Below are 25,600 nucleotides of genomic sequence, written 5' to 3' on the forward strand. Positions count from 1 at the left end.
CAAGCGGTTAGGACGCGCCGGTTGCGCACAGACCGAAGTTGAAATGCTGGACGGCGAACCTCAGCTCACCTACAACTTGTACGCACGGGTTCTGCATCCACAACCACTGGTCCAATTGGAGCCACGATGAACGGAACGACAATCACGGTAGCGCAGCAAAAGGGCGGAAGCGGCAAGACGACACTGGCCGCCAATTTGGCCATTGAATTATTGGGGCGTGGATACCGGGTTGCCGTGCTGGATACCGATCCGCAAGGCTCGTTAGGGCGATGGTTCATGACCCGGCGCGCGCGGACAGCGAATGAGCCGGGCTTGGAGTTTGCCACGTCCAGCGCTTGGGGCGTCGGCTATGAATGCGAAAAATTGAAGAAGAACAATGATTTCGTGATCATCGATACGCCACCAAAAATTGACAGCGATCTGCGTCCGGCGTTGCGGGAAAGCGATCTGGTCTTGGTTCCGGTGGCGACCAGCCATATGGATCTCTGGGCCACGGAAAGTGTGCTGGAGATGGTCGAACGCGTCGACCGGCCGGTGCTTCTGGTGCTCAACCGGGCCTCAAGTCGGGCCAATCTGACCACAGAAGTCTCCGCGATTCTGGACGGCTTGTCAGTGCCGCGTGCCGCGACAGTCTTGGGCAACCGGGTGATCTTTGCCGAGGTGCTTGGTGAAGGACTGGGCGTCACCGAAAAAACCCGGGGCGGCGTGGCTGCGGCCGAGATTTCCGCGCTGACCGATGAGGTCTTGGCGGTCCTTGCCCTCAACTGATGCACGCCTTCCCAAGGAGGCTGTGACCAAGGTCTGCCCAAGAGATGCCCCCCCCGCAAGGGACAGTTCTGCCTGTAAAGACCGCTCAGAAACTGAAACGGGGGCCCAAGGGCCCCCGACAATTCCCGTTCCGATGATGTTCGGATTAGGCGAGCGACAAGTTGATTGCGCTTTCGCGACCATCACGACCGGATTCGATATCGAAGGTCACTTTCTGGTTGTCGGCAAGGCCGGTCAGCCCAGAACGTTCTACAGCAGAAATGTGCACGAACACATCTTTTCCGCCGGAATCAGGTGCGATAAAGCCGTAGCCTTTAGTGGTATTGAACCATTTCACGGTGCCATTGGCCATTTCCGTGGTCTCCTAGTTTGGTTTGCTGCCCACGATTTGCGGCAACTCGGCGTCAGTCTTGGCGAATCGATAACTGACGGCCGGTAGAACGGAGACAGTGGGTCGAGGCGGTAACGTTCGCGCGATTCTTGTGTCAGATTCTCGGTGTTTTGTAAACAGAAAATGCGGCAACTGCACCGTGCGGGACGACCAAGACCCCTGTGTTTGCGGGTGATATCAACGCGCCGCGCCTCGGCACGGCCAACTGGGTCTTGCCTTGCTGGTCCGTCCCGATAGTGTCACAGCGATCCGATCAAAAGGGACCAAGATGGATACTGATGGCGCGCCCCAAGGCGAACTGACACTGAGGACGCTGGCCATGCCGGCGGATGTGAACGTCAACGGCGATATCTTTGGCGGATGGGTTCTAAGCCAAATGGATATCGCGGCCGGTATTGTCGGCGGCACCCGGGCTCAGGGGCGCGTCGCGACAATTGCCATCGATGCCATGAAATTCATCCGCCCCGTCAAGGTTGGCGATGTGTTGTGCATCTATGCCCGGGTTGACCGGGTCGGACGCACATCCATGGGCATAGCATTAGAGGCTTGGGTCCTGCGCAATCGCCATGGCGCGCGCGAAAAAGTGACCGAAGGCACGTTCACGTTTGTTGCCATTGACGAAGAGGGGCGCCCCCGTCCAGTGCCCGATGCGGAAAGCATGCAGGGCTGACACCGTCGTCGCCCTGCAAACTTTGCCAAGCGTGACTTAAATCTGAGCCCAATCAGAAAAGCTGGATTTCGGCGCAGGCAGCGGCGTCAGCGGCGGCTTGGCTGATGTCGGGGCGGAGGGAGGAACGGGTTGGGGCATTGTCCGGGGTCCTGGGTGAGGGAACTGTGGCGATGGGTCATTTCAGTGTCGTTCTACACCTCTGATTTCTGCTCTCTCCCCGTCAAAATCAAGAGGGGGCCCAGAGGCAGCGCGCCGGGGCAGGTTGGACTGTGGGAAAATTGTCAGATGATCGCCCTTAACCTAGTCCCATTCGGACGCAGGCAAACGCTTTGGCGGCCAGTCATCTGGCTTTGGCGGCTGCAATTCGGTGACCCATTCTTTTTGCAGCGCACTGAACTGACTGAACGCAACTTTCAACTTCAGGCGCCGGCGATAGACCGCGTCACGCTGGGCGCGCGACATGGTGCGCCATAGCTCAGTCTCTTGATAAGTCCCGAAATATTTCCGCCAATAGGCGGCTGCGAGCTTGTCGTTATTGACCGGACTGCCGGTGCCGGCGTCCCTAATCAGGCGCATATCGTCGTCGTTATCGAAGATTTGGCTGACCGCATTTCCCAACTGACTGAAGAGTCCCATGACGTCTGCCGCCTTTCCTGCACAGTGTTTGCCTGGGTTTGGGACTAAGACGGAAAGGTTTCCCGGCGGTTTCGAACCAGCGGGCGCATCGTTCAAATGCAATGAAAATCCCGGGGCGGGTCGGCGGAATTTGGCCGGCTTGGCGGCGTCGGACAATCGTCGGACTTTTATCGGACTTTCGTCGGGCCCGTGCGGCCCCTTCCTGCGCACAAGAAACCGATCTGAGGCCGTCTTGCAGCCCCGGATCAGTCCGGGCGCGACCTTGAATTGGGTTGATCTGATCCGGGGCGCATGTTTGAAGCCTTCACATAACGGGTCAGATCCGCCGGGCATGTCTGACAGCCGCCATAATATGGGGGCTGGGCGGGCGCCCCTGATCCCGCGTGTTTGCCCCATTTCGATCAAGGACCCTTGCCATGACCTGCCCCCTTTGCGCCACCGACGCCGCCTGCCTGCCCTATACCGTCGGCCCCTCGCCCCATGCCGGGCAGGTCGAACTTTGCGCTGTCTGCATCGATCAGATCGCGGGCACACCGGATCCGGCCCATTGGCGCGCCCTCAGCACGACCATGTGGTCCGAAGATCCGGCAATTCAGGTTCTGGCATGGCGGATGCTGGACCGGCTGTCATCAGAAGTCTGGACCCGCGACCTTCTGGAGATGCTGTATCTGGACGACGACACCCGCGCGTGGGCCGAGGCCGGACGCTTTCACGCAGGGGTGGTCCACCGTGATGCCAACGGCGTCACCCTCGAGACCGGCGACACGGTGACTTTGATCAAGGACCTGACCGTCAAAGGTGCGGGCTTCACCGCGAAACGCGGCACATCCGTGCCCCGCATCAGCCTTGTCGCCGACAACGCGGATCAGATCGAAGGCCGGGTCGAAGGACAGCGCATCGTCATCCTGACCGAATTCGTCAAAAAGCGCTGACGCGCCGCCATAGGGGCTGTAGCAAAGGGGATGGTGGAGCCGATCGGGATCGAACCTGTGACCTCGTCCTTGCGAACGACGCGCGCTCCCAACTGAGCTACGGCCCCTTGCAGATTAGGTGAGCATCCAGCGGGCGCGCGTCAAGATCGCCCCCCGGCCAACGCACAGGACGACGAGAGGCAATATGGACGACTATTTCTTTGGCTACGGATCCTTGGTGAACCGATCGACCCACCACTACCCAGAGGCCAGCTTGGCGCGTCTGGCGGGCTGGCGACGGGTCTGGTGCCTGACGGATCAGCGGCCCGAGGCGTTTTTGTCGGTGCGCCGGGACCCTGCCACCACCATCGACGGGCTGATCGCGGCGGTGCCGCAGCGCGACTGGCAGGCGCTTGACCTCCGCGAGACCGGCTATCTGCGTCATCCGGTGACCGAGGCGGTGCAGCACGCCCTGCCCACACCGCCGCAGGTACAGGTCTATGCCATTCCCGACGCCAGCATCCCGGGGCACGGCGGACATATCCTGCTGAGTTATCTGGATGTGGTCGTGCAGGGATTTCTGCAATGCTATGGACCCGCGGGCGCCGCGGCCTTCTTTGCCACCACTGATGGCTGGGACCGGGTGATCTTGGATGATCGCGCCAACCCGCTATATCCGCGCCACAGGGTGCTGACCGACGCGGAGCGGGCGGTAGTCGATACCGCGCTGACCGGCGTGCCAGCAGTCCTGAAGCCGCTGTAGCGCCCCCTGCGCTCGCACAGCGGCGACCACAGGGCACAGACGCCATGGCGCGGGACGACGCCCGCGCCGGGCATGTACAGGGTTTAGCTGGCCTTGGGCCGCGCCTGCATCAGAGCCATGAAATCGGCCATCTCTGGCCCGCGTTCCCGGCCGGTCAGCGCCTTGCGCAACGGCATGAACAGGCCCTTGCCCTTGCGCCCGGTGGCCGCCTTCACGGCATCGGTCCACGCTTTCCAACTGCCCGCGTCATAGGGGCCGTCCGGCAACAGGGCCAACGCCTCGGCCACGAACGCGGCATCTTCGTCCGCGACCAGCGGCTCGGCCCCTTCGGACAGCACCGTCCACCATCCCGCCAGATCGGCAGTGGTGGTGATGTTTTCACGCGCCACGGTCCAGAACTGTTCGGCCAAGTGGTCAGGCACCCCAGCGGCCTTGATGTGGTCGGCCACAGCCGCAAGCGGCTTGGCGCTGAGCACCCGGGCGGTCAGCGGGAACAGGTCTTTTTCGTCGAACTTGGTCGGCGCGGACCCGAAATGATCCAACTCGAAGCCGTCGATCAGCTCTTGCAGGTCGCTGCGCACTTCGACGGGGTCGGACGAGCCAAGCCGCGCCATCAGGCTGAGCAGCGCCATTGGTTCGACCCCTTGCTCGCGAAGATCGCGCAAGGCCAGAACCCCCAGACGCTTGGACAGCGCCTCGCCCTGCGGACCGGTCAACAGCGAGTGGTGCGCGAATTGCGGCACCGTCCCGCCCAGCGCTTCGATCATCTGAATCTGGGTGGCGGTGTTGGTCACGTGATCCGAGCCGCGCACCACATGGGTGACGCCCATTTCGGTGTCGTCCACCACCGAAGCCAGCGTGTACAGCACCTGCCCGTCGCCCCGGATCAGCACCGGGTCTGACACCGACGCCGCATCAATCGAGATGTCGCCCAGAATGCCGTCGGGCCATTCGATGCGGGACTGGTTCAGCAAAAAGCGCCAGTGCCCGCCACGCTCGGCCCGCAGGGCGGTTTTCTGATCGTCGCTCAGGGCCAGCGCGGCGCGGTCATAGACCGGCGGCTTGCCCATGTTCAGCTGCTTCTTGCGCTTGAGATCCAATTCCGTCGGGGTTTCAAACGCCTCATAGAACCGGCCATTGGCGCGCAGCTGATCGGCGGCCTCGGCATAACGGTCCAGCCGCTCTGACTGCCGTTCCATCCGGTCCCAGGTCAGACCCAGCCATTCCAGGTCTTCCTGAATCGCATCGACATAGATCTGCTTGGACCGCTCGGGATCGGTGTCGTCGATCCGCAGAATAAACGTGCCACCCGACTTGCGCGCGATCATGTAGTTGAACAGCGCGGTACGCAGGTTGCCAACATGGATATAGCCGGTGGGCGACGGGGCAAAACGGGTGGTGGTCATTGGGGGTCTCCTTCGCGCGATGCTCTTCCACACCGGCGCGGATTTGTCCATAAGAACGGCCATGACCGACCCCACGCCCCATCCGCTTGCCGAGGCCACAGCCCCGGATCTTGACCTGATCGACACCTTGGCGCGATCGGCGCTGGCCAGCGTGCCACCGGCCTTTGCTGCGGCCGCGCAAGGCATCGTGCTGCGGGTCGAGGATTTCGCCAGCGACGCCATGCTGGAGGCCTTGGAGATCGAGGATGCCTTTGCGCTGACCGGGCTTTATGATGGCATCCCCCTGACCGAAAAGTCGGTGATGGACCAGCCGAACGGGCCGGACGTGATCTGGCTGTTTCGCCGCGCCATTCTGGATGAATGGGTCGCGCGCGGCGATGTGGGCCTTGGCGATCTGGTGACCCATGTATTGGTGCATGAACTGGCCCATCATCTGGGCTGGTCGGATGACGACATTGCCCGGATCGACCGCTGGTGGGAGTGACCCACGCAATTGTGACCCGGCGCTTTGTCCGGGCGGCGAATTCTGCTAGAAAACTGGTGCGATCTGGCTAACTCTTGCCATGCACATTTCCTTGGAGAGCCACAATGACCCTGATGACGCGCCGCCACGCCCTTGCCGCGACAGCCGCCCTGCCATTGGCCGCCACCGCCGCTTCGCAAGTCCACGCCTCGGGCGAAATGTTGGGGGCCGCATCCCCGACCTTCAATCGCTTTGTACTGGGGGATTTCGAAGTCACCGCCCTGCTGGGCGGCACCCGCACCGTGCCCGAGCCGCACAAGATTTTCGGCCTGAACGCCTCGGACGAGGACTTTGCCGAGGTGTCGGCGGCGAATTTCATTCCCACCGACAAGGCGCAGTTCTTCTTTACCCCGACGCTGGTGAATACCGGCACGGAATTGGTGCTGTTCGACACCGGCCTCAACCCTGAAGGGATCACCGGCGTGCTGGCCGCAGCGGGCTATTCCCCAGACCAAATCGACACGGTCGTGCTGACCCATATGCATGGCGATCACGTCGGCGGCCTGATGGGTGATGGCGGCGAAACCTTCACCAACGCCCGATACGTGACCGGCGCCGTCGAGCATAACTACTGGACCGAGAACCCGAACGACACCTTCACCGGCAAAGTGGTGCCGTTGAACGACAAGATGACCTTCGTCGAAGATGGCACCGCGCTCATCCCCGGCATCACGCCGGTGGCCGCGTTCGGACACACCCCGGGCCACATGGGCTATATGCTGGACAGTGGCGGGCAACAGCTGATGCTGTTTGCCGATCTGGCCAATCATTATGTCTGGTCCTTGGCCTATCCCGATTGGGAGGTTAGCTTTGATGTCCAGAAAGACGCCGCCGCCGAATCGCGCCGCCGGGTGCTGAGCATGCTGGCCGCCGACAAAACCCCGTTCATCGGCTATCACATGCCCTTCCCGGCGATGGGCTATGTCGAAACGCGCGGCGACGGCTTCCACTATGTGCCATCCAGCTATCAGATGATGCTGACCTAACCGGGTTTCTTGATGATTTCCTAAGATATATCAGGCACACCCGCCATGATGATAATGGCGGGTGTGCACCTGTCCTGTGACAGGAGTTGACGAGCGTAATGCGTGACCAAACCCGTCTTGTGCTGCTCGGGGTGCTTGCGCCGATCGCCATTTTGGGTCCGGCAATCGCCCTCACCGCGCAATTCTTTCCAGATCTCACCCTGATCGGAACCTTAGCGCGGATTCTGGAAAGCGCGGCGCCGCAACTGCTTTTGGCCGCTTTGCCGGTCATTGCTGCGGTCGCGCTGTTGGGGGGGCGCTTGTTGGCGCTTGTCCTGTTGCTTGGCACGTTGATCGGCGGGGCCGGACTGGTTGTCCAGCATCGCGCCATGTCCCAGCCTGTCGATGCGACGGCGCGCAACGACCTGACCGTGCTGTGGTACAACATGCTATGGACCAATCCGACCGACCCGGATCGGATGGTGGCGGCGCTGATCGCCTCGGAAGCCGATGTGGTGCTATTGGCCGAACCGGGCTATTTGCGCGGCATCCGGCACCGGCTGACCGAGGCATTTCCGTATCAGACGGGGTGTGACACCACCTGCGGGATTGTGGCCTTGTCACGCATCCCGGTGGCCAAAACGGTGCGCATTCAGCCCGGCCCCTTGCAAGCGGACCGGATCATGGTGCTGGAACTGGATCTGCCCGGTCGCGCCCCGCTAACGCTGGCGGCGATGCATCTGATCAAACCATGGTATTATGGCATTACCGAGGTAGAGATGGACAGTGTCCTTACCACGATAAATGGCATCGACGGGCCACTGATTGTTGCCGGAGATTTCAACAGCGCCCCTTGGAGCCAACGGATGCGCTGGGTTGCGCGCAGCACCGGGTTGGCCCTGCCCCGGCGGCCCATCCCCACTTGGCCTGCCGCCGCTGGGCCGCTGGCGGTTCCGCTGGACCATATTCTGGTGCGGGACGGTCCAGTATTGCGGCGGCTGGAGCCTTGGGGCGACGGGCTCGGCTCGGATCATCGCGGCCTGTTGGCCGAAATCAGCCTGCCCGCCGCGCCGTAGAATGCGGCGGACAGCCCGACGTTAAACCCACTTCGCCAGTGGCGGCAGGCTCATCAGCACGGCAGAGGCGTCATGGCCGGTTTCCAGACCGAATTTGGTGCCACGGTCATAGACCAGATTATATTCGGCATAGAGCCCCCGATGCACCAGTTGCGCGTCCTTGTCCGCCTCGGTCCACGGCATATTGCGGCGCGCCTCGGTCAGCGGCAGGAACGCGGGCAGGAAGGCGCGGCCGACCGATTGGGTGAAGGCGAAATCGGCCTCCCAATCGCCGGTATTCAGATCATCATAGAAAATACCGCCAACGCCGCGTGCCCGGCCCCGATGCGGGACAAAGAAATACCGGTCGGCCCAGTCCTTGAAGCGGTCGTAATAGGCCGGGTCATGGGCATCGCAGGCCCCTTGCAGGGCGGCATGAAACGCGGCGGTGTCGGCGGGATATTCCAGACAGGGGTTCAGGTCGGCACCGCCGCCAAACCAGACCGCATTCGGGGTCCAGAACATCCGGGTGTTCATATGCACCGCCGGGGTGTGCGGGTTCTGCATATGGGCCACCAGACTGATCCCCGAAGCCCAGAACCGCGGATCACTGTCCATGCCCGGCACGCCGCGGGCCGCCATCGCCGCCTGCGCCCGTTCACCCAAGGTGCCATAAACGGTAGAGACATTGACGCCGACTTTTTCGAACACCCGGCCATTGCGCATCACTGACATCAGCCCGCCGCCGGCATCCTCGCCTGCGGTTCCGGCGCGCCGGGTTTCCGAGACCTCGAACCGGCCAGCCTCGCGCCCGGCGAACGGCCCCTCGGTCTGTTGGTCTTCCAAGGCCTCGAAGGCATGGACAATCTGGTCGCGTAAATCACGAAACCAGACCGAAGCACGGGTTTTCTGCGCGTCAAACGGATCGGTCATGGAAACTCCTGTTTTGGCAGTCCAGTAACAGAGCGGTTGACGGCGTGCCACACACCGCAGAGATTTGCTGCAATCTGCCGCTGAAGGAGTCGCGTCATGGTTCGTGCGCTTGTGCTGTCCTGCTTGTGTCTTGCTGCCTGCGCCAGTCCGGAAGACCGCTGCCTGCGCCGTGCCACCGCCGATCTGCGCACCGTCAACGCCCTGATCGCGGAAACCGAAGTCAATATCGCCCGTGGCTATGCCTATGTGCTGGAACCCAGCCCGGTTCAGATTGGCTTTGACATTTGTACGGGCGGTGGCGGCGGATTTCTGTTCTGCACCGGCGACACCAATCGGGTCCAAAGGCGGGCCGTGGCCATCGACGCTGCCGAGGAAGGGCGCAAATTGGCCTCTCTGCGGGCCAAGCAGGCCGAATTGCAAACCGCGACCGCCGGGCCAGTTCAGGCCTGCCAAGCGCCGGTCGGCACCCCCGGTTAGACCCGGTGCGCGCCGAGTAACGCGCCCGTCAATGCGCCGGCGTGGAGACCGGATCGATCAGGCTGCGCCCGCCATCCACCGTCAGGATTTGCCCGGTCATGAAGCCAGAGCCGTCCGACGCCAAATAGCGGACCGTTTCGGACACCTCAGCCGCGCTGGCAATCCGCGCCAGTGGCGTATGCGCCAGAATGTCAGCCCGGTAATCCGGGTTCTCTTTCAGGGTTGCTTGCAGGCTGGATGACATGACCGATCCGAAGGCCACCCCGTTCACCCGAATCCGCTGCGGGGCCAGCGCCACCGCCAAGGAGCGGGTGAACTGGTCCAGCGCCGCCGTCGAGACCGAAAAGGCCAGAAGCTCCGGCCGGGTCCGCCGCGCTGCAATTGAAGACAGGTTGATGATCGCGCCGACCGGCCCGTCCGGGGCGCCCTCTTCGACCTGCGCGGTCATTTGGCGGGCCGCCATTTGCGACAACCGCAAGCTGATCATCAGGTTCTGTTGCAACTGGTTTTCGACGATCTCATCCAGCGGCTCTAGCGGGTCGACGAAGGCGACCTCGCGGCTGGCATTGACCAGAATATCCAAGCGATCAAAGGCGTCGATCGTGGCCGACATCAGATTGGCCAATGTCAGCTTTTCGCGCAGATCCCCGGCGAAATAGGCGACCTTGGGATTGTCCTCTTCGCCGGACAGTTCTTCCTTCAGGCGGGCCTCGTCCATATCCGCGAACATGACATTCGCCCCGGCATCCAGCAGATGCCGGGCAATCGCGAAGCCAATGCCGTTTGCAGCCCCGGTGACAATCGCAGTTTTTCCGTCGACAGAGAAAGACACGGTAAGCGATTCCTTAGCTGGTGGCAGCGTCAGCGACGCGGCTTGCTGGCGCGGAGAATTTTAAAGGCAGCCGTCCCGGGACGTTCTTCGGTCTCGGAGAACAGGCTCTCCAAACAGGGCTCATAGGGCAGATGGCGATTCGCGACCATCCACAAAACCCCTTTCGGGGCCAGAACCCGGGCCGCCGTCGCAATGAAGGCGCGGCCAAGGGACGGATCGGGCTTGCGGCCGATATGGAAGGGCGGGTTCATCACCACCGCATCCAGACCGCTGGCCCCCTGCCACCGGGTCGCGTCAGCCCAATCGAACTTCACCCGCGGATCCGACAGATTAAGCCGGGCCGCTTCCAGCGCCGCATGATCCGCTTCAACCGCATGCACAGTGACGACTTTGGGGGCTTTCAGGATCTCAGCCGTGAGATAGCCCCAACCAGCCCCCAGATCCGCGACCTTGCCATACAGCTTGCCGTCCAGCTGCGCCGCAAGCGCCGCCGAGCCCGGATCCACATGATCCGCCGAGAACAGCCCCGGTCCGGTCTGAAAGTCTGGGATGATCGCGCCTGACAGCGCGTCTTTCGCTTGATCCGCGAAGGCACCCACCGCCGGGCGGCCCCAGAACAGCCGGCCATGCGCCTTGGCCAGGCAATCGCCGTCCTCCAGATGGCCACGGCAGGCCCGATACAGGCTGTCGATTCCATCGGTGCGCGCCCCATCGACCACCAGCAACCCGCCGGGCGCGAGAGCCGCGGTGGCTTGGGCGATCCAGTGCCATGCCAAGGCCCGGGCCCGGGGCAGAATCACCACGGCCACGTCGAACCCGGCCTCATCCCCGTCCAGTGCCGGTTTCGGGGCAAAGCCATCCGCCACCAGCCGGTCAAAATCCGGGCGCTGGCCCTGAACGACGACAAGCCGCTCGGTGGGAAGACCGGACAACATGGTGCCATCGGTAGCACCGATGACCAGAACGGACATGTGCGGCGCGAGGGACATTAATCCCTGGTCAACCGCTGTAAGAAGTCGAGAAACAGCCATTAAAGCGCCGGCGAACCGGCTATTCCTTTTCCATTGTGCATTGCAGCGGATGTTGGTGACGACGGGCAAAATCCATGACTTGGCCGACCTTGGTCTCAGCAATCTCGAACGAGAACACTCCGACCACGGCCACGCCTTTCTTATGCACCGTCAACATCACCTCAAACGCTTGCGAATGGGTCAGCCCGAAAAACCGCTCCAGCACATGAACCACAAATTCCATGGGCGTGTAGTCGTCATTCAGGATCAATACCTTATACAGCGGCGGGCGCTGCGTTTTAGACCGGGTCTTGGTAACAATCCCGGATTCGCTGTCGATTCCCCCAGGTCCGTCGGACAGGATCGGTGGCACAGGTTGCAAATCAAAACTCCGCGGGTCGTGGTCCAAAAGGTCTGGCATCAGCATATAGGCGCTTATGGGCCAGTGAAAAGGGGGGGTGACGTGCCTACGCGGACAATGCCAGAAGGGTTCCGAAAAAAATGTAAGGATTCTTCAGTGTGACAGTAACCATTGTCGGCTTCGATGCGGATGACACGTTGTGGCACAACGAGCAATTCTTTCGCCTGACCGAACAGCGATTCGCCGATCTATTGCGCGATCATGCCGACCCCGACCACTTGGCCGAACGCCTGCTTGCAGCCGAACGACGCAATCTCGGCCAATACGGATTTGGCGTCAAAGGCTTTGTGCTGTCGATGATCGAAACCGCCATCGAGATCACCGATGATCGCGTCCCCGCCCGGATCATCCGCGAGATCGTCGAGGCCGGAAAAGAGATGCTGTCGCACCCGATCGACCTGCTGCCCCATGCCCGGGAAGCGGTCATTGCCGCCGCAGAGACCTGTCAGGTGGTCCTGATTACCAAGGGCGATCTGCTGGATCAGGAACGCAAATTGGCCCAATCGGGCTTGGGCGAATTGTTCCACGGCGTTGAGATTGTCAGCAACAAGACGCCCGATGTCTATCGCGGCATCTTTGCGCGCCACGGCGCCCAGACGGATCAGGCGGTGATGGTGGGAAATTCGATGAAATCCGACGTTCTGCCCGCCATCGCCGCCGGGGCGACCGGGGTTTTCGTGCCGCAAGGCCAGATCTGGGCCTTGGAACACGCCGAGCCACCGACCGACCAACGGCGCTATTTCGAATTGCCCGATCTCGGTGGACTTGCGGCACTTTTGCAACAGGTCTGAGGCAAATCTAGGGCCGCGCCCGAGACGGCCTTCTACATCTGCGCACTGCCTTCCATGACGGAAACTCCGCTCAATAGGTCTGTGAATTTCTACTTTCTGTGCTACGGTTAACCCACAGGCAACCATACTGACCGAAACATCGGCAGTGAGCAGAAAATAAGAGGCAGGTGACGTGATGCAACGTCTTAGGCAAGTCGCCACACTGTGGGCGGTGTGTTTTTCGGTTTTAATTTTGGCGATGACACTGCCATCAGGTCCGGCGCAGGCTGCGCCCTATGCGGCGATGGTGATCGATGCACGGACCGGCGAGGTGCTGCATTCCAAGAACGCCGACACCCGGTTGCACCCGGCATCGCTGACCAAGATGATGACGCTCTATGTCGTCTTTGATGCGGTCCAGCGCGGCGAAATCTCACTCGATACCAAGGTGACCGTTTCGAAAAAGGCGGCATCGCAGCCGCCATCGAAACTGTACCTCAAATCGGGGCAGAAGATCGCGCTGCGCTATCTGATTCGGGCCTCGGCAGTGAAATCAGCCAATGACGCAGCGCTGACCATGGCCGAAGCTATCTCTGGGTCCGAAGCCGCCTTTACCGAGCGGATGACACAGACGGCCCAAGCCCTTGGCATGAAGAACACCAACTTCAAAAACCCGCACGGCCTGACCCAAACCGGGCATTATTCCACGGCGCGGGACATGACGACCTTGGGGCGCGCGCTGTTCTATCATTACCCCGAATATTATAATCTGTTCTCGCGCCGCAGCACCGATGCTGGCGGCAAGACCGTCTACAACACCAACCGACGGTTGTTGGATGCCTATTCAGGCGCTGACGGCATCAAGACCGGCTATACGGTGGCGGCGGGCTTCAACCTGGTGGCATCGGCCCAGCGGGGCAACGTGCGCGTGATCGCCACCATGTTCGGCGGGTCCTCAAGCGCGGCCCGCAATGCCCGGGTGGCAGAACTGCTGGACGTCGGCTTTAAAAAGGCGCCAAAACGCGCCAGCGTCCGCGCCCCCGGCCGACCCAATCTGGGGCCGATGCTGGTGGCCTCGTCCAAGTCTTCGGGCAGTACTGCACCCGCTACGGTCAAATCATCCACCCTTGCGGTTGTCGTCGTCAGCACCCGGCCCGTGTCGCGCCCGTCGCGCAGTCCAGCCCCAAGCGCCCCGGTCATCGCCGGGCTTCAAGACAGCATCGAGGACAGCTTGCAGGATCTCGCGGTGGCCACGGCAGCCTCGACAGCCGCGGTCCCCGCATCAGTTCCGGCACAAACCGGCACCCAACTGGCCAGCCTCGCGGCGGTTGTGCCGGTCGCCCGGCCAGATGTGACCTCCAGCCCGGCAAGCACCCCGGACGAGACGCCGCTAACCGCAACGGAATACGCCGTGGCCACCGTCACGCCGCCGCTGCCACGTCCAGCGATCATCACCTTCTCGTCCTCTGACACCATGGGCAGCACCAGCGGCGGCGCCGCGATCACCGAAGTGGCCGCAGCCCAGCCGGCGGCAACCGTGGTGCCGCGGGTCTCGACCTCTGGCGATCGCCATTGGGGCATCACCGTCGGCAACTATAACAGCCGCTATGAGGCCGAGCGGGTGCTGTTGCAAACCGCGCTGGTCGAGATCGGCACGTTAGACAAGGCCCTGCGCAAGGTCGTGCAGACCAAGAAGGGCTATTCTGCAGATTTCGTGGGACTGGACGAACGCAGCGCATCGCTGGCCTGCCAGCGCTTGCAAGCCCGCAGCCAGACCTGCACCACCTTCGGTCCGTAACCGACAAGGGCCGGTCCCAGCGTGCGGCCTGTCACGCTTTCGGGTTAGGGTCGGAATTTGACGACACGTTTGGGGCCTCCGCCGTTGCGGGGGCCTCGCCGCGTTTTGGCTTGGGCTGATCGTCCCAATCCCCAGACAGAATCCGGCGACTATCGCCATCGGGATCGTCATACTGATCGCCGCGCAAGGTCCAGATGAAGGCCAGCAGCCCGACCCCGCCCAAGGCCAGCGACGCCGGGATCAGGAACCTCAGGACATCCATGTCGTTGCCTTTCCGGCATCGGCGCTCTGGCGCTGCCCCTCCCCTGCCCCGGCCGCCTTAGCCGTCGGCACGGTTCGCCGCCCAAGGCGCAGCGCGTTCAGCGACACCGTCAGCGACGAGATCGACATGGCCAGCGCCGCCACCAGCGGCGTGGCCAGCCCTGCCACGGCAAGGGGCACAGCGATGATGTTATAGGCGGTGGCAATCTGGAAATTCTGTTTGATGCGCCGGGTCGCCAGCCGAGCGGTCTGCCGGGCGGGCGCAAGGGTGGACAGATCGTTGCCCAACAGGACGATATCGGCGGCCACCCGCGCGGCATCCAACCCCGCAGCCGGCGCGATGGAGATATGGGCCGCGCGCAAGGCGGCGGTGTCATTCAAACCGTCGCCCACCATCAGAACCCGGTGCCCTGCGGCAGTGATCGCGGCAATCTGGGCGGCCTTGTCGGCGGGTGTCGCCCGCGACTGCCAATCCACGATTCCGACCCGCGCCGCCATGCGCGCCACCACCGCCTCAGTATCGCCCGACAGCAGGCGCACCGTCAGCCCTTGGGCTTGCAAGGCGGCTACGGCGGCGGCCGCACCGGGGCGCAGACGGTCGGCGAAGACAAACGGCACCGCCGGGTCTGTGCCAATCCGCAGCCACGTCGCGGGGCTGCCGTCGCTATGCTCGGCCGCATCCAGCCAGTCCGCGCGTCCCAGCGCAACTGCACGCCCCTGCCAAGTTGCCTGCACCCCAAAGCCCGGCACCTCGGTCAGATCGTCCACCACTTCGGGCGTGATCCCGGCATCCCGGGCGGCGGCGACCAGCGCCCGCGCCAACGGGTGCGCCGATCCGGCACCGACCCCAGCGGCCAAAGCCAGATGCAGCGGCACCGTCCCTGCCGGGTCCAACAGGACTGGCGTTCCGGTGGTCAAAGTGCCGGTCTTGTCGAAAACCACGGTGTCCACCTCGGCCAACCGTTCCAGCGCGGTGGGATGTTTGACCAGCAATCCTTGCCGGAACAGCCGCCCTGAGGCCGCCGTGGTCACAGCAGGCACCGCCAGCCCCAGCGCGCAGGGACAGGTGATAATCAGCACCGCCGCCGCGATGTTCAGCGCCACCCGGGTATCGCCGGTGGCCAGATACCAGCCCAGAAACGACAGTGCCGCTAAGATATGGACGAAGGGCGCGTAAAGCCGTGCCGCCTGATCGGCCAGCGGCGAATAATTGGCCCGTCCGGCTTCGGCCACGGCGACCAGTTCGGTCAGGGCATGCAAGGTGCTGTCCCGTCCGATCGCGGTGGCGCGCAGGACCAGCGGGCCGGTCAAGGTGATCTCGCCCGCGCGGACAGCATCGCCCGGGGCGACAGGCACCGGCAGGGTCTCACCGGTCAACAGCGAGCGGTCCAATTCGCTATGACCATCGGTGATGATCCCGTCCACCGGCATGCGATTGCCCGGCAGCACCCGCACCAGATCACCCACCACCAGATCGCCCAGCGGCACGGTTTCCGCCTGCTCGCCGGTGATCCGGGTGGCGCGAGGCAGTTCCAGCGCCGCCAGTTCCCGGGCCGCCGACCGCGCCACCGCACGGGTCCGGTGATCCAGATAGCGCCCGGCCAGCAGAAAGAAGGTCAGGGTCAGGGCCGCGTCGAAATAAGCATGGGCCCCGCCCTGCATGGTTTCCGACAGCGATGTCCCCGCCGCCAGCAAGATGGCCAACGAGATCGGCACATCCATATTGAGGCGCCGATGCGTGAGGGCCGACAGGGCGTTGCGAAAGAATGGCTGGGCCGAAAACGCGATGGCGGGCAAGGCGATGACAGCGCTTAGCCAGTGGAACAGATCGCGGGTGGCATCTTCGGCCCCGGACCAGACCGCCACCGAGAGCAGCATCACGTTCATGGCCGCAAAACCGGCAACCCCCAGACGCATCAGCAATTCGCGGCCATCTCGGTCAAGTCCGCTTTGGCCCAAAGTGTCCGCATCCAGCTCATGCGCCTCGAACCCGGCCCGGCTCAGCACATCGATCAGCGCATCCGCCGTCACGTCGTCTTCGGCGGTGATGCTGGCCCGTTTCAAGGTCAGATTGACCCGGGCCTCACGCACCCCCGGACTGGCCAGCAAAGCCCGCTCCACCGCCGAAATACACCCACCGCAATGGATGCTCGGCAGCGACAGGACATGGGCGGTGCCGCTGCCCGTTCCCAGCCCGTGGCGGGCGAGGCTTTCGGCGGCCTCGGCACCGACGCAGCCAGGGCAGGCCATAACCATCGGCGTCAGGCCTTGGTCATGCCGACATGCAGAACGACCCGCTGTCGAAAGACGGTCCCGTCCGGGGCCTGCGCCTCGAGCCGGATGTTCCAGTTTCCCCGGGCCATGTCCGCTGGGGCCACAAAGGTCCCGGCATCGCGGCGCGAAAATTCCGGCGTGAAGTCGTCATGGGTGCTGGTCGCCCAGCCCACCAGCGCTGTCAGCCCGACCACATCAGCGGGGCTGCCATCCGCTTGGGTGAAGGACACGGTCAACTGCTCGTCATCGAACTCAGCCCAAACATCCCAACCCAAAGCTTCTTGCGCGGCCCGGTCCACATCGAAGGACTGACTGGCGACATACGAGTTTTTCACCTCAAGCCCGGGAAAAGTCCGCACGGCCTGAAAGGCAAGGGTCAGGTTCACGGCGATGATGATCCCGAACGCGGCAACGGTGAAAATCAAAACCTTACGACCAGTAATCTCGCGCATCAGTTCTGTCCCGTTCCGTTGAAGATGGTTTCTTTCTCGGCCCGCTCGTCGCTGACCATATCCTGTACCCAGATCCGCACATCGGTGCTGTCACGCAGGGCCGCCGGTGCCCCCGGAGGCGCCATGATATAAATCCGCTGTTGCTTGGTGGTGTCCGCCGGGACCGACACAATGGCATCATCCGACCCTTCGGCCTGCACGCGCAGCGCCGCATCCGAGGTGATCGAAATGCGGAACGGCCGGTCCTCGCCCTGTTTGTTGCGCAGGCGCAGGTCATAGGCGTTGCGGATCGTTCCATCGGACATGGTGACATAGACCGGGTTGCGGATCGGCGCGACGGTAAAGCTGAGGTCTGGCCGAACGAACAGCGCCACCACCAAGCCGACCCCGATCCCGCCCCAGAGCGCGGTGTAGATGATCGTGCGCAGGCGGAAGATATGTTTCCAGACCGGAATGCTGGGTGCGCCGGTCCGTTCATGGGCTTCGTCGGTCAGGGCCATATAATCAATCAAGCCACGCGGCTTGCCGACCTTGTCCATGATTTCATCGCAGGCATCGATACACAGGGCGCAGGTGATGCATTCCATTTGCTGGCCGTCGCGAATGTCGATCCCCATGGGGCAGACATTGACGCAGGCCATGCAGTCGATGCAATCGCCCGGCTCGGCCAGAACTGGTGCCGGGCTGAGGGCCGCCGGGGTGGCGGTGCGGGTGGTTTCGGCCACCAGAACGTCGCGCTTGCGGTGCCGTCCGCGCGGCTCGCCCCGCCAATCGCGATAGGCCACGGTGATGGTATCTTCATCCATCATCGCCGCCTGAATCCGCGGCCACGGACACATATAGATGCAGACCTGTTCCCGCATCAGCCCGCCGAAAACAAAGGTGGTCGCGGTCAGCAAAGCTACGGTGGTATAGGCCACAGGATGCGCAGTCAGGGTGACGAGATCATGCAACAGTGTCGGCGCATCGGCGAAATAGAACACCCACGCGCCGCCGGTCGCCACCGCGATCAGAATCCAGACGATCCATTTGGTCACCCGCAGGCGGACCTTCTTGCCATCCCAATCGGCGCGCCAAAGCCGGATGCGGGCATTGCGATCGCCTTCGATCCAACGCTCGACCAGAATGAACAGGTCGGTCCAGACGGTTTGCGGACAGGTATAGCCGCACCACACCCGCCCCAAGGCCGCCGTAAACAGGAATAGGCCCAAGCCGGCCATGATCAGCAATCCGGCGACGAAGTAAAATTCGTGCGGCCAGATCTCGATCCAGAAGAAAAAGAACCGCCGCCCGGCAAGATCGATCAGAACCGCTTGATCGGGCAATTCCGGGCCGCGATCCCATCTGATCCACGGCGTCACGTAATAGATCGCCAGTGTCACCGCCATAATCGCCCATTTCAGACGACGGAAACGCCCCGAGACACGTTTCGGGAAAATCGGTTCGCGGGCGGCGTAAAGGCCATCAGAAGAACTCATCGGGCGGGGTCCGGTCTTTGGGGGGATTTATGGCGTATGGTACATACGCCATATAGGACGGGCCCTGATCTGTATCAAACCGGGACCCGCCTGAGGGCTTGCGCCTATTCGCCACCGCCAAGTTGGTGGACATAGGTCGTCACGGCGCGGATGTCGGCCTCGGTCAGGCGCGAACCCCAGTCCGGCATGACGCCAAAACGGCTGTTGGTGATGGTGGCGACCAACGTGTCGTAATCGCCGCCATACAGCCAGACCGCGTCGGACAGGTTCGGCGCGCCCAACTCCCGGCTGCCGATGCCGCCATCCATGTGGCAGGCGGTGCAGTTTTCTTCGAACACGGTCTGACCGGCCGCGACCAGCGTGGGATCATTTGCCGGCCCCGACAGGCTTTGCACGTAATTGGCCGCTTCCGCGATTTCCGATCGGCTAAGCAAATCGCCAAAAGCGGGCATCTCGGAATAGCGCGCCTCAGGATCGGTGGTGTTGCGAATGCCATGGGTGACGGTGGCGTGAATATCCTCCATCGTGCCGCCCCAAAGCCAATCGTCATCCAGCAGGTTGGGAAAGCCCTTGGCTCCGGCCGCGCCCGAACCGTGACACTGGGAACAGTTGGTCCGGAACACCGCAGCGCCCTTGCTGAAGGCGTATTGCTGCAATTCCGGGGTCTCGAGAATCCCCGGCAGGTCCACCGCCGCCAGTTGTGCGTTGATCTCGGCATTCGCCGCCTCGGCGCTGGCCATTTCATCGGCCACCTGCCCCCGGGTCGAATAGCCCAGCAAACCAGAGGTCGCCCCGGAAATCAGCGGCCAAGCCGGATAGGCGATGGAATAGCCAATCGCCCAGACGATGCAGGCATAGAAGGTATAAAGCCACCAACGCGGCATCGGATTGTCATATTCTTCGATCCCGTCCCAGCTGTGGCCGGTGGTGGGAACGTCGCCCTCGAGGTCTTTGGGGCCGGTGTCTTTGGGGCCAGTCATAACCGGGTCTCCTTGTCGCGATCCTGCACAGCGGGTTGCGGCGCGGTTTCGGCCGGGCCGTCATCGTGCCGGAAGATGATATTAGCGGTGTCGCGATAGCTTTGCTTGCGGCCTGTCAGCACCCAGATCAGGATGCCGACAAAGATCACCGTCATGAAGAGCAGCATCCAGCTGTCCGCGAATTGCCGTAAAAGGGAATAGGTGTCCATCCTGCCCCCTATCGGCTGTCGTCAGGCGTGAAGGTCGAAAAATCGACCAGCGTGCCCAGCATTTGCAGGTAGGCGATCAAGGCATCCATTTCCGAGATGCCCGGCTCATTGTCGAAATTGCGAACCTGCGCCCCCGGATAGCGTTCCAGCAGCGCATCATAATCGCTGTCCGGGTTGGCCTGATTGCGGAAATCGACGGCGGCGTTCTGGATCATCTCATCGGTGTAGGGAACCCCCACCAACCGGTGAGTTTTCAGCAGATCCTGCACATGAGTCGCCTCAATCCGCGTATTTCCCAAGAAGGCGTATTTCGGCATGATCGATTCCGGCACCACGGATTCCGGATCGCGCAGGTGGGCCACATGCCATTCATCCGAATAGCGCCCTCCCACCCGGGCCAGATCTGGCCCGGTTCGCTTTGAGCCCCATTGGAACGGATGGTCATACATCGATTCCGCGGCAAGGCTGTAATGGCCATACCGCTCCACCTCGTCGCGCATCGGGCGGATCATCTGGCTGTGACAGACATAGCAGCCCTCACGGACATAGATGTCGCGCCCGGTCAGTTCCAACGGCGAGTAGGGGCGCATGCCCTCGACCTTTTCGATGGTGTTCTGCAAGTAGAACAGCGGCGCGATTTCCACGATGCCGCCGATGGCAACGACAACGAAGCTGAACACCGCCAGAAGGGTGACATTGGTTTCAAGGATTTTGTGTTTGTCGAGAAAAGCCATGGTCAAAAATCCTTATTCGGCGGCGACAGCGGCAGAGGTTTCGGCTTTCGCCTCGCCACGGGTCACCGTCAACCAGAGGTTCCAGGCCATGATCACGCCACCGGCCACATACATCAGTCCACCCAACGCCCGCACCACATACATCGGATGCTTTGCCGCCACGGTGTCTGCAAAAGAGTTGACGAGGAAGCCGTTTGAATCGACCTCGCGCCACATCAGACCTTCCATGATCCCGGTGACCCACATCGACGCCGCGTAAAGCACGATCCCGATTGTCGCCAACCAGAAGTGCCAAGACACCATTGGCAGCGAATACAGCGCCTTACGCTTCCACAACGCGGGCACAAGGTAATAGAGCGCGCCAAAGGTGATCATGCCGTTCCAGCCAAGCGCCCCGGAATGCACGTGACCAATGGTCCAGTCGGTATAGTGGCTAAGCGAGTTGACCGCCCGGATCGACATCATCGGCCCCTCGAAGGTGGACATGCCGTAAAAGCCGATGGAGACCACCATCATCCGAATGACCGGATCGGTGCGCAGCTTGTCCCACGCGCCCGACAGCGTCATCAGACCGTTGATCATGCCGCCCCAGCTGGGCATCCATAGCATGATCGAGAACACCATCCCAAGGGTCGAGGCCCAGTCGGGCAGCGCGGTGTAATGCAGGTGGTGCGGACCGGCCCAGATATAGAGAAAGATCAGCGCCCAGAAGTGGATGATCGACAGTTTATAGCTATAGACCGGACGCTCGGCCTGTTTCGGCACGAAGTAATACATCATCCCAAGGAAGCCGGCCGTCAGGAAGAAGCCCACCGCGTTGTGGCCGTACCACCACTGGGTCATGGCATCCTGCACACCCGAAAAGAGCTGCACCGATTTCGAGCCGAAGATCGACACCGGAATCGAGATGTTGTTGATCACATGCAGCATCGCCACCGTGATGATGAAGGCCAGATAGAACCAGTTCGCCACATAGATGTGCTTTTCGCGCCGGTTCACCAGCGTGCCGACAAAGATGGCCAGATACGCCAGCCAAACCACCGTCAGCAAGATATCCACATACCATTCAGGTTCAGCGTATTCCTTGGATTGGGTGCCGCCCAGAACATAGCCCGTGGCCGCCATCACGATGAACAGCTGATAGCCCCAGAACACGTACCACGCCAGATTTCCGCCCCAAAGGCGCGCCGCGCTGGTGCGCTGGACCACGTAGAACGACGTGGCGATCAACGCATTGCCGCCGAAGGCAAAAATCACCGCCGAGGTGTGCAGCGGCCGCAGCCGTCCGAAATTCAGATAGGGTTGGGCCCATTCGAAATTGAGCACGGGAAATGCCAGTTGCATGGCGATGAAGGTACCGGCAAGGAACCCAACCAGCCCCCAGATCACTGTCGCGACCACGCCATAGCGGATTACCTCGTCCATATAGCCCGAGGTATCCGGCACGGCTTTGGGCTCGTCCATGTGGCGCAGCGTGTACAGGAACCCGAGCCCGGCCAGCATCATGATGATCAGAGCGTGAAGGTTATACGCAGGATCATGGGCATAATTTGCCGCGATCATTGCGCAGAGGGTGACACCCCCCAGCAGGATGAGCTTGAAAATATCCGTCATTCTTGGTTCCCTTAACAATCCCGAACCCGGGCTCTTGATCTTGGCGCTGGCCAACCCCAGCTTTTAAACTGATGCGCGCATTATGCCATGCGTTATCCTGACTTTAGGCAGGGCGACCTTGATCCAAGTCAAGTACGCGGGGCCGGTGACAGGGATACGATGGTGTAACGGACCGTTGGTCGCAGGCTTTTGCGACGGAGGCGGATCAGGAGGAACGATAATGGCGTATAAAACTCTTCTCACGGTACTGCGCAGCGAAGATCAGGCCGAGTCGATGATCAGTTCGGCCATTGAATTGGCCCGACGATTCGACGCCCATCTTGAAGTGATGTGTCTGGGGATCGATCCGGTGCAGGTCGGCTATTATTTCGCCGGGGCTGACGCAATCGTCCAGCAATCCACCTATGACAACACCCGCAAACTGGCCGATGCCACCATGGCCCGGGCAAAAGCGCTGCTTGAGGTGGAAGACATTCGGTGGTCTGCCCGCGAAGTGGTGGTGCAAATCGGCGCTTTGGGCGAAATCATTTCCAGCATGTCCCGATTTGCCGATCTGGTGGTTCTGGGCAAGCCTCAGGGCGAATCCGCCCGGTTTGAGGATGCCGCAATCCTCGAAGCCGCCCTGTTCTCGGGCCAATCCCCAGTTCTTGTGCTGCCGGAAACCGGCATACCGGACGGGTTCGGCAGCCGGATTGTGATTGGCTGGAATGACGGGACAGAGGCACTGAATGCCATCCGCGCCGCGATGCCGCTGCTGTGCGATGCCGACAGAACCAGCATCGCGATTGTCGATACAGCCGAACACTCGGCGCAACAGGTCGATCCGGGTCAGGCACTATCGACGATGCTAGCCCGGCACGGCGTCAAACCCGAGATCGCCTTGCTGGCCAAGACACAGCCCCGGGTCTCGGATGTGCTGTTGACCCATGTCCGCGATATCGATGCCACCCTGATGGTCACCGGCGCTTACGGCCATTCCCGATTCCGGCAGGCGATCCTTGGCGGTGCCACCCGCGAGATCCTTGAAAAAGCGACGGTTCCTGTGCTGATGGCGCACTGATCGCGACCACGATGGCCGCCACCGTGGCGGAATGCGTCAGACCAGCATTCCGCCATCGGAATCATCGCCGGTTTCTTCCATCAAACGGGCGATGTCAGGAATGCGCACATGGCGGCTTCCCACCAGTTCGATTACCCCAGCTTTGCGCAGTGCCGACATCTGGCGGCTGACCGTTTCCAAGGTCAGGCCCAGATAATCCGACATCGCTTCGCGGGTTAGCGGCAGGTCGAATTCCCGTGACGTCAGCGACGGGCCCGGGATCCCACCGCCCCGGCGCAAGAAAATGGCCAGCAGCGTCGCGATCTTCTCGCGCGCGGTCTTGCGGCCCAAAAGCAGCATCCATTCGCGGGCCACATCCAACTCGTCCAGCGTCATTTCCAACAGGCGCTGGCCGATATGCGGCGTGTCCACCATCAGGGCTTCGAAGGGCTTGCGGCGAAAACAGCACAAGATGACCTGCGTGGTCGCAGTGACGTCATAGGCCGCGCGCGTTCGGCCGGGGCGACCAATGAAATCCGATGGCAGCAACAAGCCGACCATCTGACGCCGGCCGTCTTCCATGGTTTGGGTCAGGGTCGCAACACCGCTCACCACCGAGGCCACAAAGCCCATGTCATCCCCGGCCCAGATCACCGCCTGCCCGGCCTCGAAGGTGCGGTAGTACTTGATCGCCTCCAACTCGCGCAATTCGTCGGCATCGCATTTCGAACACACCGCCCGATGCCGGATGGGACAATCGGCACATTGGCCGGTCTGCGCGGCCTGGGCCATTGGGGGAACCTCTAAGTTGTGTGCGATTTGATCCGGATCAAAGTCCCAACCAACCATCGGTCTCAAAATAAGGTCATGACCCACACAACGCAACTCTCTCAGCTGGGACTTTTCGACCGCAAGGTGCCCCGCTATACCAGTTATCCGACCGCACCGCAGTTTTCAGACCGGGTCGGCGGTGCTGACATGGCGCGTTGGATCGCAGCGGTGCCGCCCGGCAGTGCGGTTTCGCTGTATATCCACGTGCCGTTCTGCCGCCGCTTATGCTGGTTCTGCGCCTGCCGCACCCAAGGCACCCGCAACATGGCCACGGTCCGCGCCTATCTTGAGACCCTGAAGGCAGAGATCGCGCTGGTAAAACAGCACCTTGCCCCGGGCATTCGGCTATCGCGCCTGCATTGGGGCGGTGGCACCCCAACCCTGTTGCCCCCCGAGATGATTGCCGAACTGGCCGCCACGCTGGCTGATCTTGCGCCAATGGCACCGGGCGGCGAATTTTCGGTTGAGATTGACCCGAATGAAATCGACACCGCCCGTATGGCCGCGCTGAAAGCCGCCGGAATGACCCGCGCCAGCATCGGCGTGCAGGATTTTGATCCAGCCATCCAACGCGCCATTGGCCGCGATCAAGGGTTTGAGCTGACTCGCGATGTCGCCGCCGCCCTGCGCGCCCACGGCATTGCCAGCCTGAATGCCGATATCCTGTTCGGCTTGCCGCACCAAACTTCGGCCCGCATCACCGACACCGTGCAAAAGTTGCTGGCCCTGAACCCGGATCGGGTGGCACTGTATGGCTATGCCCATGTGCCGTGGATGGCCCGGCGACAGGCGATGATCGACCCCGATACCCTGCCCGACCCCAAGGCCCGGCTGCATCTGTTCGACACCGCCCGCCGCCTGTTTCGCTGGGACGGCTATGAGGAGATCGGCATTGATCACTTCGCCAGACCGCATGACACTCTGGCCGAGGCCGCCCGCCAAGGCCAGTTGCGGCGCAATTTCCAAGGCTATACCGACGACGCTGCGCCGGTCTTGATCGGGCTTGGCGCATCGGCGATTTCGCAATTCCCGGCTGGCTATGCCCAGAATGCCGCCGCCACGGGCGATTACACCCGTCAGATCAGAACCGGAGCGCTGGCCACCAGCCGGGGCCATCGACTGTCGCCCGACGACCGCATGCGCAGCCGGATGATCGAAAGCCTGATGTGCAATTTCGCCATTGATCCCGCCCGGATCAGCGCCGAGACCGGCGCACCGCTGGGTCAAATCACCCCGCTGCTGCGGGGGCTGGCTCAGACCTTTGCGGCGGTGGTCGATCTTGGCCCTGATGGCAGTCTCACCATCCGGCGCGAAGGCCGCCCTCTGACCCGGCTGATCGCCCATGGCCTTGATGCCTATGCCGCCCCCGACACCGGGCACAGTTCAGCGATCTGAACGG

Annotated in this window: 28 protein-coding genes; 12 read left to right on the forward strand and 16 right to left on the reverse strand. The window is 62.2% G+C overall.

Features of this window, described 5'->3' with window-relative positions; genetic code table 11:
- Positions 1 to 126 precede the first annotated feature (126 nt).
- Complete coding sequence (gene parA, locus BV911_RS01875) at positions 127 to 768, forward strand: ParA family partition ATPase (RefSeq protein WP_086051871.1); 642 nt, start codon at positions 127 to 129, stop codon at positions 766 to 768.
- 145 nt (positions 769 to 913) lie between these two features.
- Here parA and BV911_RS01880 read toward each other — a convergent pair whose 3' ends face one another.
- Positions 914 to 1,120, reverse strand: a complete 207-nt coding sequence (locus BV911_RS01880) for a cold-shock protein (protein WP_086051872.1) — start codon at positions 1,118 to 1,120, stop codon at positions 914 to 916.
- A 307-nt stretch (positions 1,121 to 1,427) separates the two neighbouring features.
- On the opposite strand from BV911_RS01880, the gene BV911_RS01885 reads away from it, so the two are divergent.
- Positions 1,428 to 1,829, forward strand: a complete 402-nt coding sequence (locus BV911_RS01885; RefSeq protein ID WP_086051873.1) for an acyl-CoA thioesterase — start codon at positions 1,428 to 1,430, stop codon at positions 1,827 to 1,829.
- Between the two features lie 300 nt (positions 1,830 to 2,129).
- Here BV911_RS01885 and BV911_RS01890 read toward each other — a convergent pair whose 3' ends face one another.
- Complete coding sequence (locus BV911_RS01890) at positions 2,130 to 2,621, reverse strand: hypothetical protein (protein WP_139840013.1); 492 nt, start codon at positions 2,619 to 2,621, stop codon at positions 2,130 to 2,132.
- A gap of 260 nt (positions 2,622 to 2,881) precedes the next feature.
- Here BV911_RS01890 and BV911_RS01895 point away from each other — a divergent pair, with 260 nt between their 5' ends.
- Together BV911_RS01895 and BV911_RS01905 are read left to right on the forward strand one after the other, a co-directional pair.
- Entirely contained in the window at positions 2,882 to 3,397 is a 516-nt protein-coding gene (locus tag BV911_RS01895; RefSeq protein ID WP_086051875.1) for an alkylphosphonate utilization protein, read from the forward strand.
- Positions 3,398 to 3,581: 184 nt separating this feature from the next.
- A complete protein-coding gene (locus BV911_RS01905) occupies positions 3,582 to 4,139 on the forward strand; it encodes a gamma-glutamylcyclotransferase family protein (protein WP_086051876.1) in 558 nt (185 codons plus the stop codon).
- Positions 4,140 to 4,222: 83 nt separating this feature from the next.
- Here BV911_RS01905 and gltX read toward each other — a convergent pair whose 3' ends face one another.
- Entirely contained in the window at positions 4,223 to 5,545 is a 1,323-nt protein-coding gene (gene gltX / locus BV911_RS01910; RefSeq protein WP_086051877.1) for a glutamate--tRNA ligase, read from the reverse strand.
- Positions 5,546 to 5,606: 61 nt separating this feature from the next.
- Between gltX and BV911_RS01915 the strand changes: the two genes are divergently transcribed.
- From BV911_RS01915 to BV911_RS01925, 3 genes are all read left to right on the forward strand, one after another.
- Positions 5,607 to 6,029, forward strand: coding sequence for a metallopeptidase family protein (locus BV911_RS01915; RefSeq protein WP_086051878.1), 423 nt, complete (start codon positions 5,607 to 5,609; stop codon positions 6,027 to 6,029).
- A 104-nt stretch (positions 6,030 to 6,133) separates the two neighbouring features.
- Positions 6,134 to 7,054 carry an MBL fold metallo-hydrolase gene (locus tag BV911_RS01920; RefSeq protein WP_086051879.1) on the forward strand — a complete coding sequence of 307 codons (921 nt, stop codon included), beginning with the start codon at positions 6,134 to 6,136 and terminating at the stop codon, positions 7,052 to 7,054.
- 98 nt (positions 7,055 to 7,152) lie between these two features.
- On the forward strand, positions 7,153 to 8,109 hold the full coding sequence (locus BV911_RS01925) for an endonuclease/exonuclease/phosphatase family protein (RefSeq protein ID WP_086051880.1): 957 nt from the start codon (positions 7,153 to 7,155) through the stop codon (positions 8,107 to 8,109).
- A gap of 21 nt (positions 8,110 to 8,130) precedes the next feature.
- On the opposite strand, the gene hemF is transcribed toward BV911_RS01925, so the two are convergent.
- Positions 8,131 to 9,021 carry an oxygen-dependent coproporphyrinogen oxidase gene (gene hemF, locus BV911_RS01930; protein WP_086051881.1) on the reverse strand — a complete coding sequence of 297 codons (891 nt, stop codon included), beginning with the start codon at positions 9,019 to 9,021 and terminating at the stop codon, positions 8,131 to 8,133.
- Between the two features lie 96 nt (positions 9,022 to 9,117).
- Between hemF and BV911_RS01935 the strand changes: the two genes are divergently transcribed.
- Positions 9,118 to 9,498: a hypothetical protein gene (locus tag BV911_RS01935; RefSeq protein WP_086051882.1), complete on the forward strand. Its 381-nt coding sequence runs from the start codon at positions 9,118 to 9,120 to the stop codon at positions 9,496 to 9,498.
- 28 nt (positions 9,499 to 9,526) lie between these two features.
- On the opposite strand, the gene BV911_RS01940 is transcribed toward BV911_RS01935, so the two are convergent.
- The 3 genes from BV911_RS01940 to clpS form a co-directional block, all read right to left on the reverse strand.
- Positions 9,527 to 10,330, reverse strand: coding sequence for an SDR family NAD(P)-dependent oxidoreductase (locus BV911_RS01940; protein WP_086051883.1), 804 nt, complete (start codon positions 10,328 to 10,330; stop codon positions 9,527 to 9,529).
- 29 nt (positions 10,331 to 10,359) lie between these two features.
- Positions 10,360 to 11,319, reverse strand: coding sequence for a class I SAM-dependent methyltransferase (locus BV911_RS01945; protein WP_240512102.1), 960 nt, complete (start codon positions 11,317 to 11,319; stop codon positions 10,360 to 10,362).
- Positions 11,320 to 11,380: 61 nt separating this feature from the next.
- Positions 11,381 to 11,761, reverse strand: a complete 381-nt coding sequence (gene clpS / locus BV911_RS01950; protein WP_086052021.1) for an ATP-dependent Clp protease adapter ClpS — start codon at positions 11,759 to 11,761, stop codon at positions 11,381 to 11,383.
- A 98-nt stretch (positions 11,762 to 11,859) separates the two neighbouring features.
- Here clpS and BV911_RS01955 point away from each other — a divergent pair, with 98 nt between their 5' ends.
- Together BV911_RS01955 and BV911_RS01960 are read left to right on the forward strand one after the other, a co-directional pair.
- Positions 11,860 to 12,552 (forward strand): HAD family hydrolase, encoded by a 693-nt coding sequence (locus BV911_RS01955; RefSeq protein ID WP_086051885.1) that lies wholly within the window; start codon positions 11,860 to 11,862, stop codon positions 12,550 to 12,552.
- 238 nt (positions 12,553 to 12,790) lie between these two features.
- On the forward strand, positions 12,791 to 14,329 hold the full coding sequence (locus BV911_RS01960) for a D-alanyl-D-alanine carboxypeptidase family protein (RefSeq protein ID WP_086052022.1): 1,539 nt from the start codon (positions 12,791 to 12,793) through the stop codon (positions 14,327 to 14,329).
- Positions 14,330 to 14,360: 31 nt separating this feature from the next.
- Here BV911_RS01960 and ccoS read toward each other — a convergent pair whose 3' ends face one another.
- From ccoS to ccoN, 8 genes are all read right to left on the reverse strand, one after another.
- Complete coding sequence (ccoS, locus tag BV911_RS01965) at positions 14,361 to 14,591, reverse strand: cbb3-type cytochrome oxidase assembly protein CcoS (RefSeq protein WP_086051886.1); 231 nt, start codon at positions 14,589 to 14,591, stop codon at positions 14,361 to 14,363.
- Positions 14,579 to 16,846, reverse strand: coding sequence for a heavy metal translocating P-type ATPase (locus BV911_RS01970; protein WP_086051887.1), 2,268 nt, complete (start codon positions 16,844 to 16,846; stop codon positions 14,579 to 14,581). Before BV911_RS01970 ends, ccoS begins: the two co-directional genes overlap by 13 nt.
- 5 nt (positions 16,847 to 16,851) lie before the next feature.
- Positions 16,852 to 17,316, reverse strand: coding sequence for a FixH family protein (locus BV911_RS01975; RefSeq protein WP_086051888.1), 465 nt, complete (start codon positions 17,314 to 17,316; stop codon positions 16,852 to 16,854).
- The gene (gene ccoG / locus BV911_RS01980) at positions 17,316 to 18,794 is read right to left on the reverse strand and encodes a cytochrome c oxidase accessory protein CcoG (protein ID WP_086051889.1); all 1,479 of its coding nucleotides are present in this window, start codon (positions 18,792 to 18,794) and stop codon (positions 17,316 to 17,318) included. The genes BV911_RS01975 and ccoG overlap by 1 nt, the downstream gene beginning before the upstream one ends.
- Before the next feature lie 104 nt (positions 18,795 to 18,898).
- Entirely contained in the window at positions 18,899 to 19,774 is an 876-nt protein-coding gene (gene ccoP, locus BV911_RS01985) for a cytochrome-c oxidase, cbb3-type subunit III (RefSeq protein WP_086051890.1), read from the reverse strand.
- Positions 19,771 to 19,983: a cbb3-type cytochrome c oxidase subunit 3 gene (locus BV911_RS01990; protein ID WP_086051891.1), complete on the reverse strand. Its 213-nt coding sequence runs from the start codon at positions 19,981 to 19,983 to the stop codon at positions 19,771 to 19,773. Before BV911_RS01990 ends, ccoP begins: the two co-directional genes overlap by 4 nt.
- 8 nt (positions 19,984 to 19,991) lie before the next feature.
- On the reverse strand, positions 19,992 to 20,717 hold the full coding sequence (ccoO, locus tag BV911_RS01995; protein ID WP_086051892.1) for a cytochrome-c oxidase, cbb3-type subunit II: 726 nt from the start codon (positions 20,715 to 20,717) through the stop codon (positions 19,992 to 19,994).
- Between the two features lie 12 nt (positions 20,718 to 20,729).
- Complete coding sequence (gene ccoN / locus BV911_RS02000; RefSeq protein ID WP_086051893.1) at positions 20,730 to 22,331, reverse strand: cytochrome-c oxidase, cbb3-type subunit I; 1,602 nt, start codon at positions 22,329 to 22,331, stop codon at positions 20,730 to 20,732.
- Positions 22,332 to 22,551: 220 nt separating this feature from the next.
- Between ccoN and BV911_RS02005 the strand changes: the two genes are divergently transcribed.
- On the forward strand, positions 22,552 to 23,391 hold the full coding sequence (locus BV911_RS02005) for a universal stress protein (RefSeq protein ID WP_086051894.1): 840 nt from the start codon (positions 22,552 to 22,554) through the stop codon (positions 23,389 to 23,391).
- Between the two features lie 36 nt (positions 23,392 to 23,427).
- Here the strand turns inward: BV911_RS02005 and fnrL are convergent, their stop codons facing one another.
- Entirely contained in the window at positions 23,428 to 24,162 is a 735-nt protein-coding gene (gene fnrL, locus BV911_RS02010; RefSeq protein ID WP_240512103.1) for a transcriptional regulator FnrL, read from the reverse strand.
- Positions 24,163 to 24,237: 75 nt separating this feature from the next.
- On the opposite strand from fnrL, the gene hemN reads away from it, so the two are divergent.
- On the forward strand, positions 24,238 to 25,596 hold the full coding sequence (gene hemN / locus BV911_RS02015; RefSeq protein ID WP_086051896.1) for an oxygen-independent coproporphyrinogen III oxidase: 1,359 nt from the start codon (positions 24,238 to 24,240) through the stop codon (positions 25,594 to 25,596).
- Positions 25,597 to 25,600: the final 4 nt, after the last annotated feature.

The sequence above is a fragment of the Pseudoruegeria sp. SK021 genome (genome assembly GCF_002119405.1).
Classification (GTDB): Bacteria; Pseudomonadota; Alphaproteobacteria; order Rhodobacterales; family Rhodobacteraceae; genus Meridianimarinicoccus.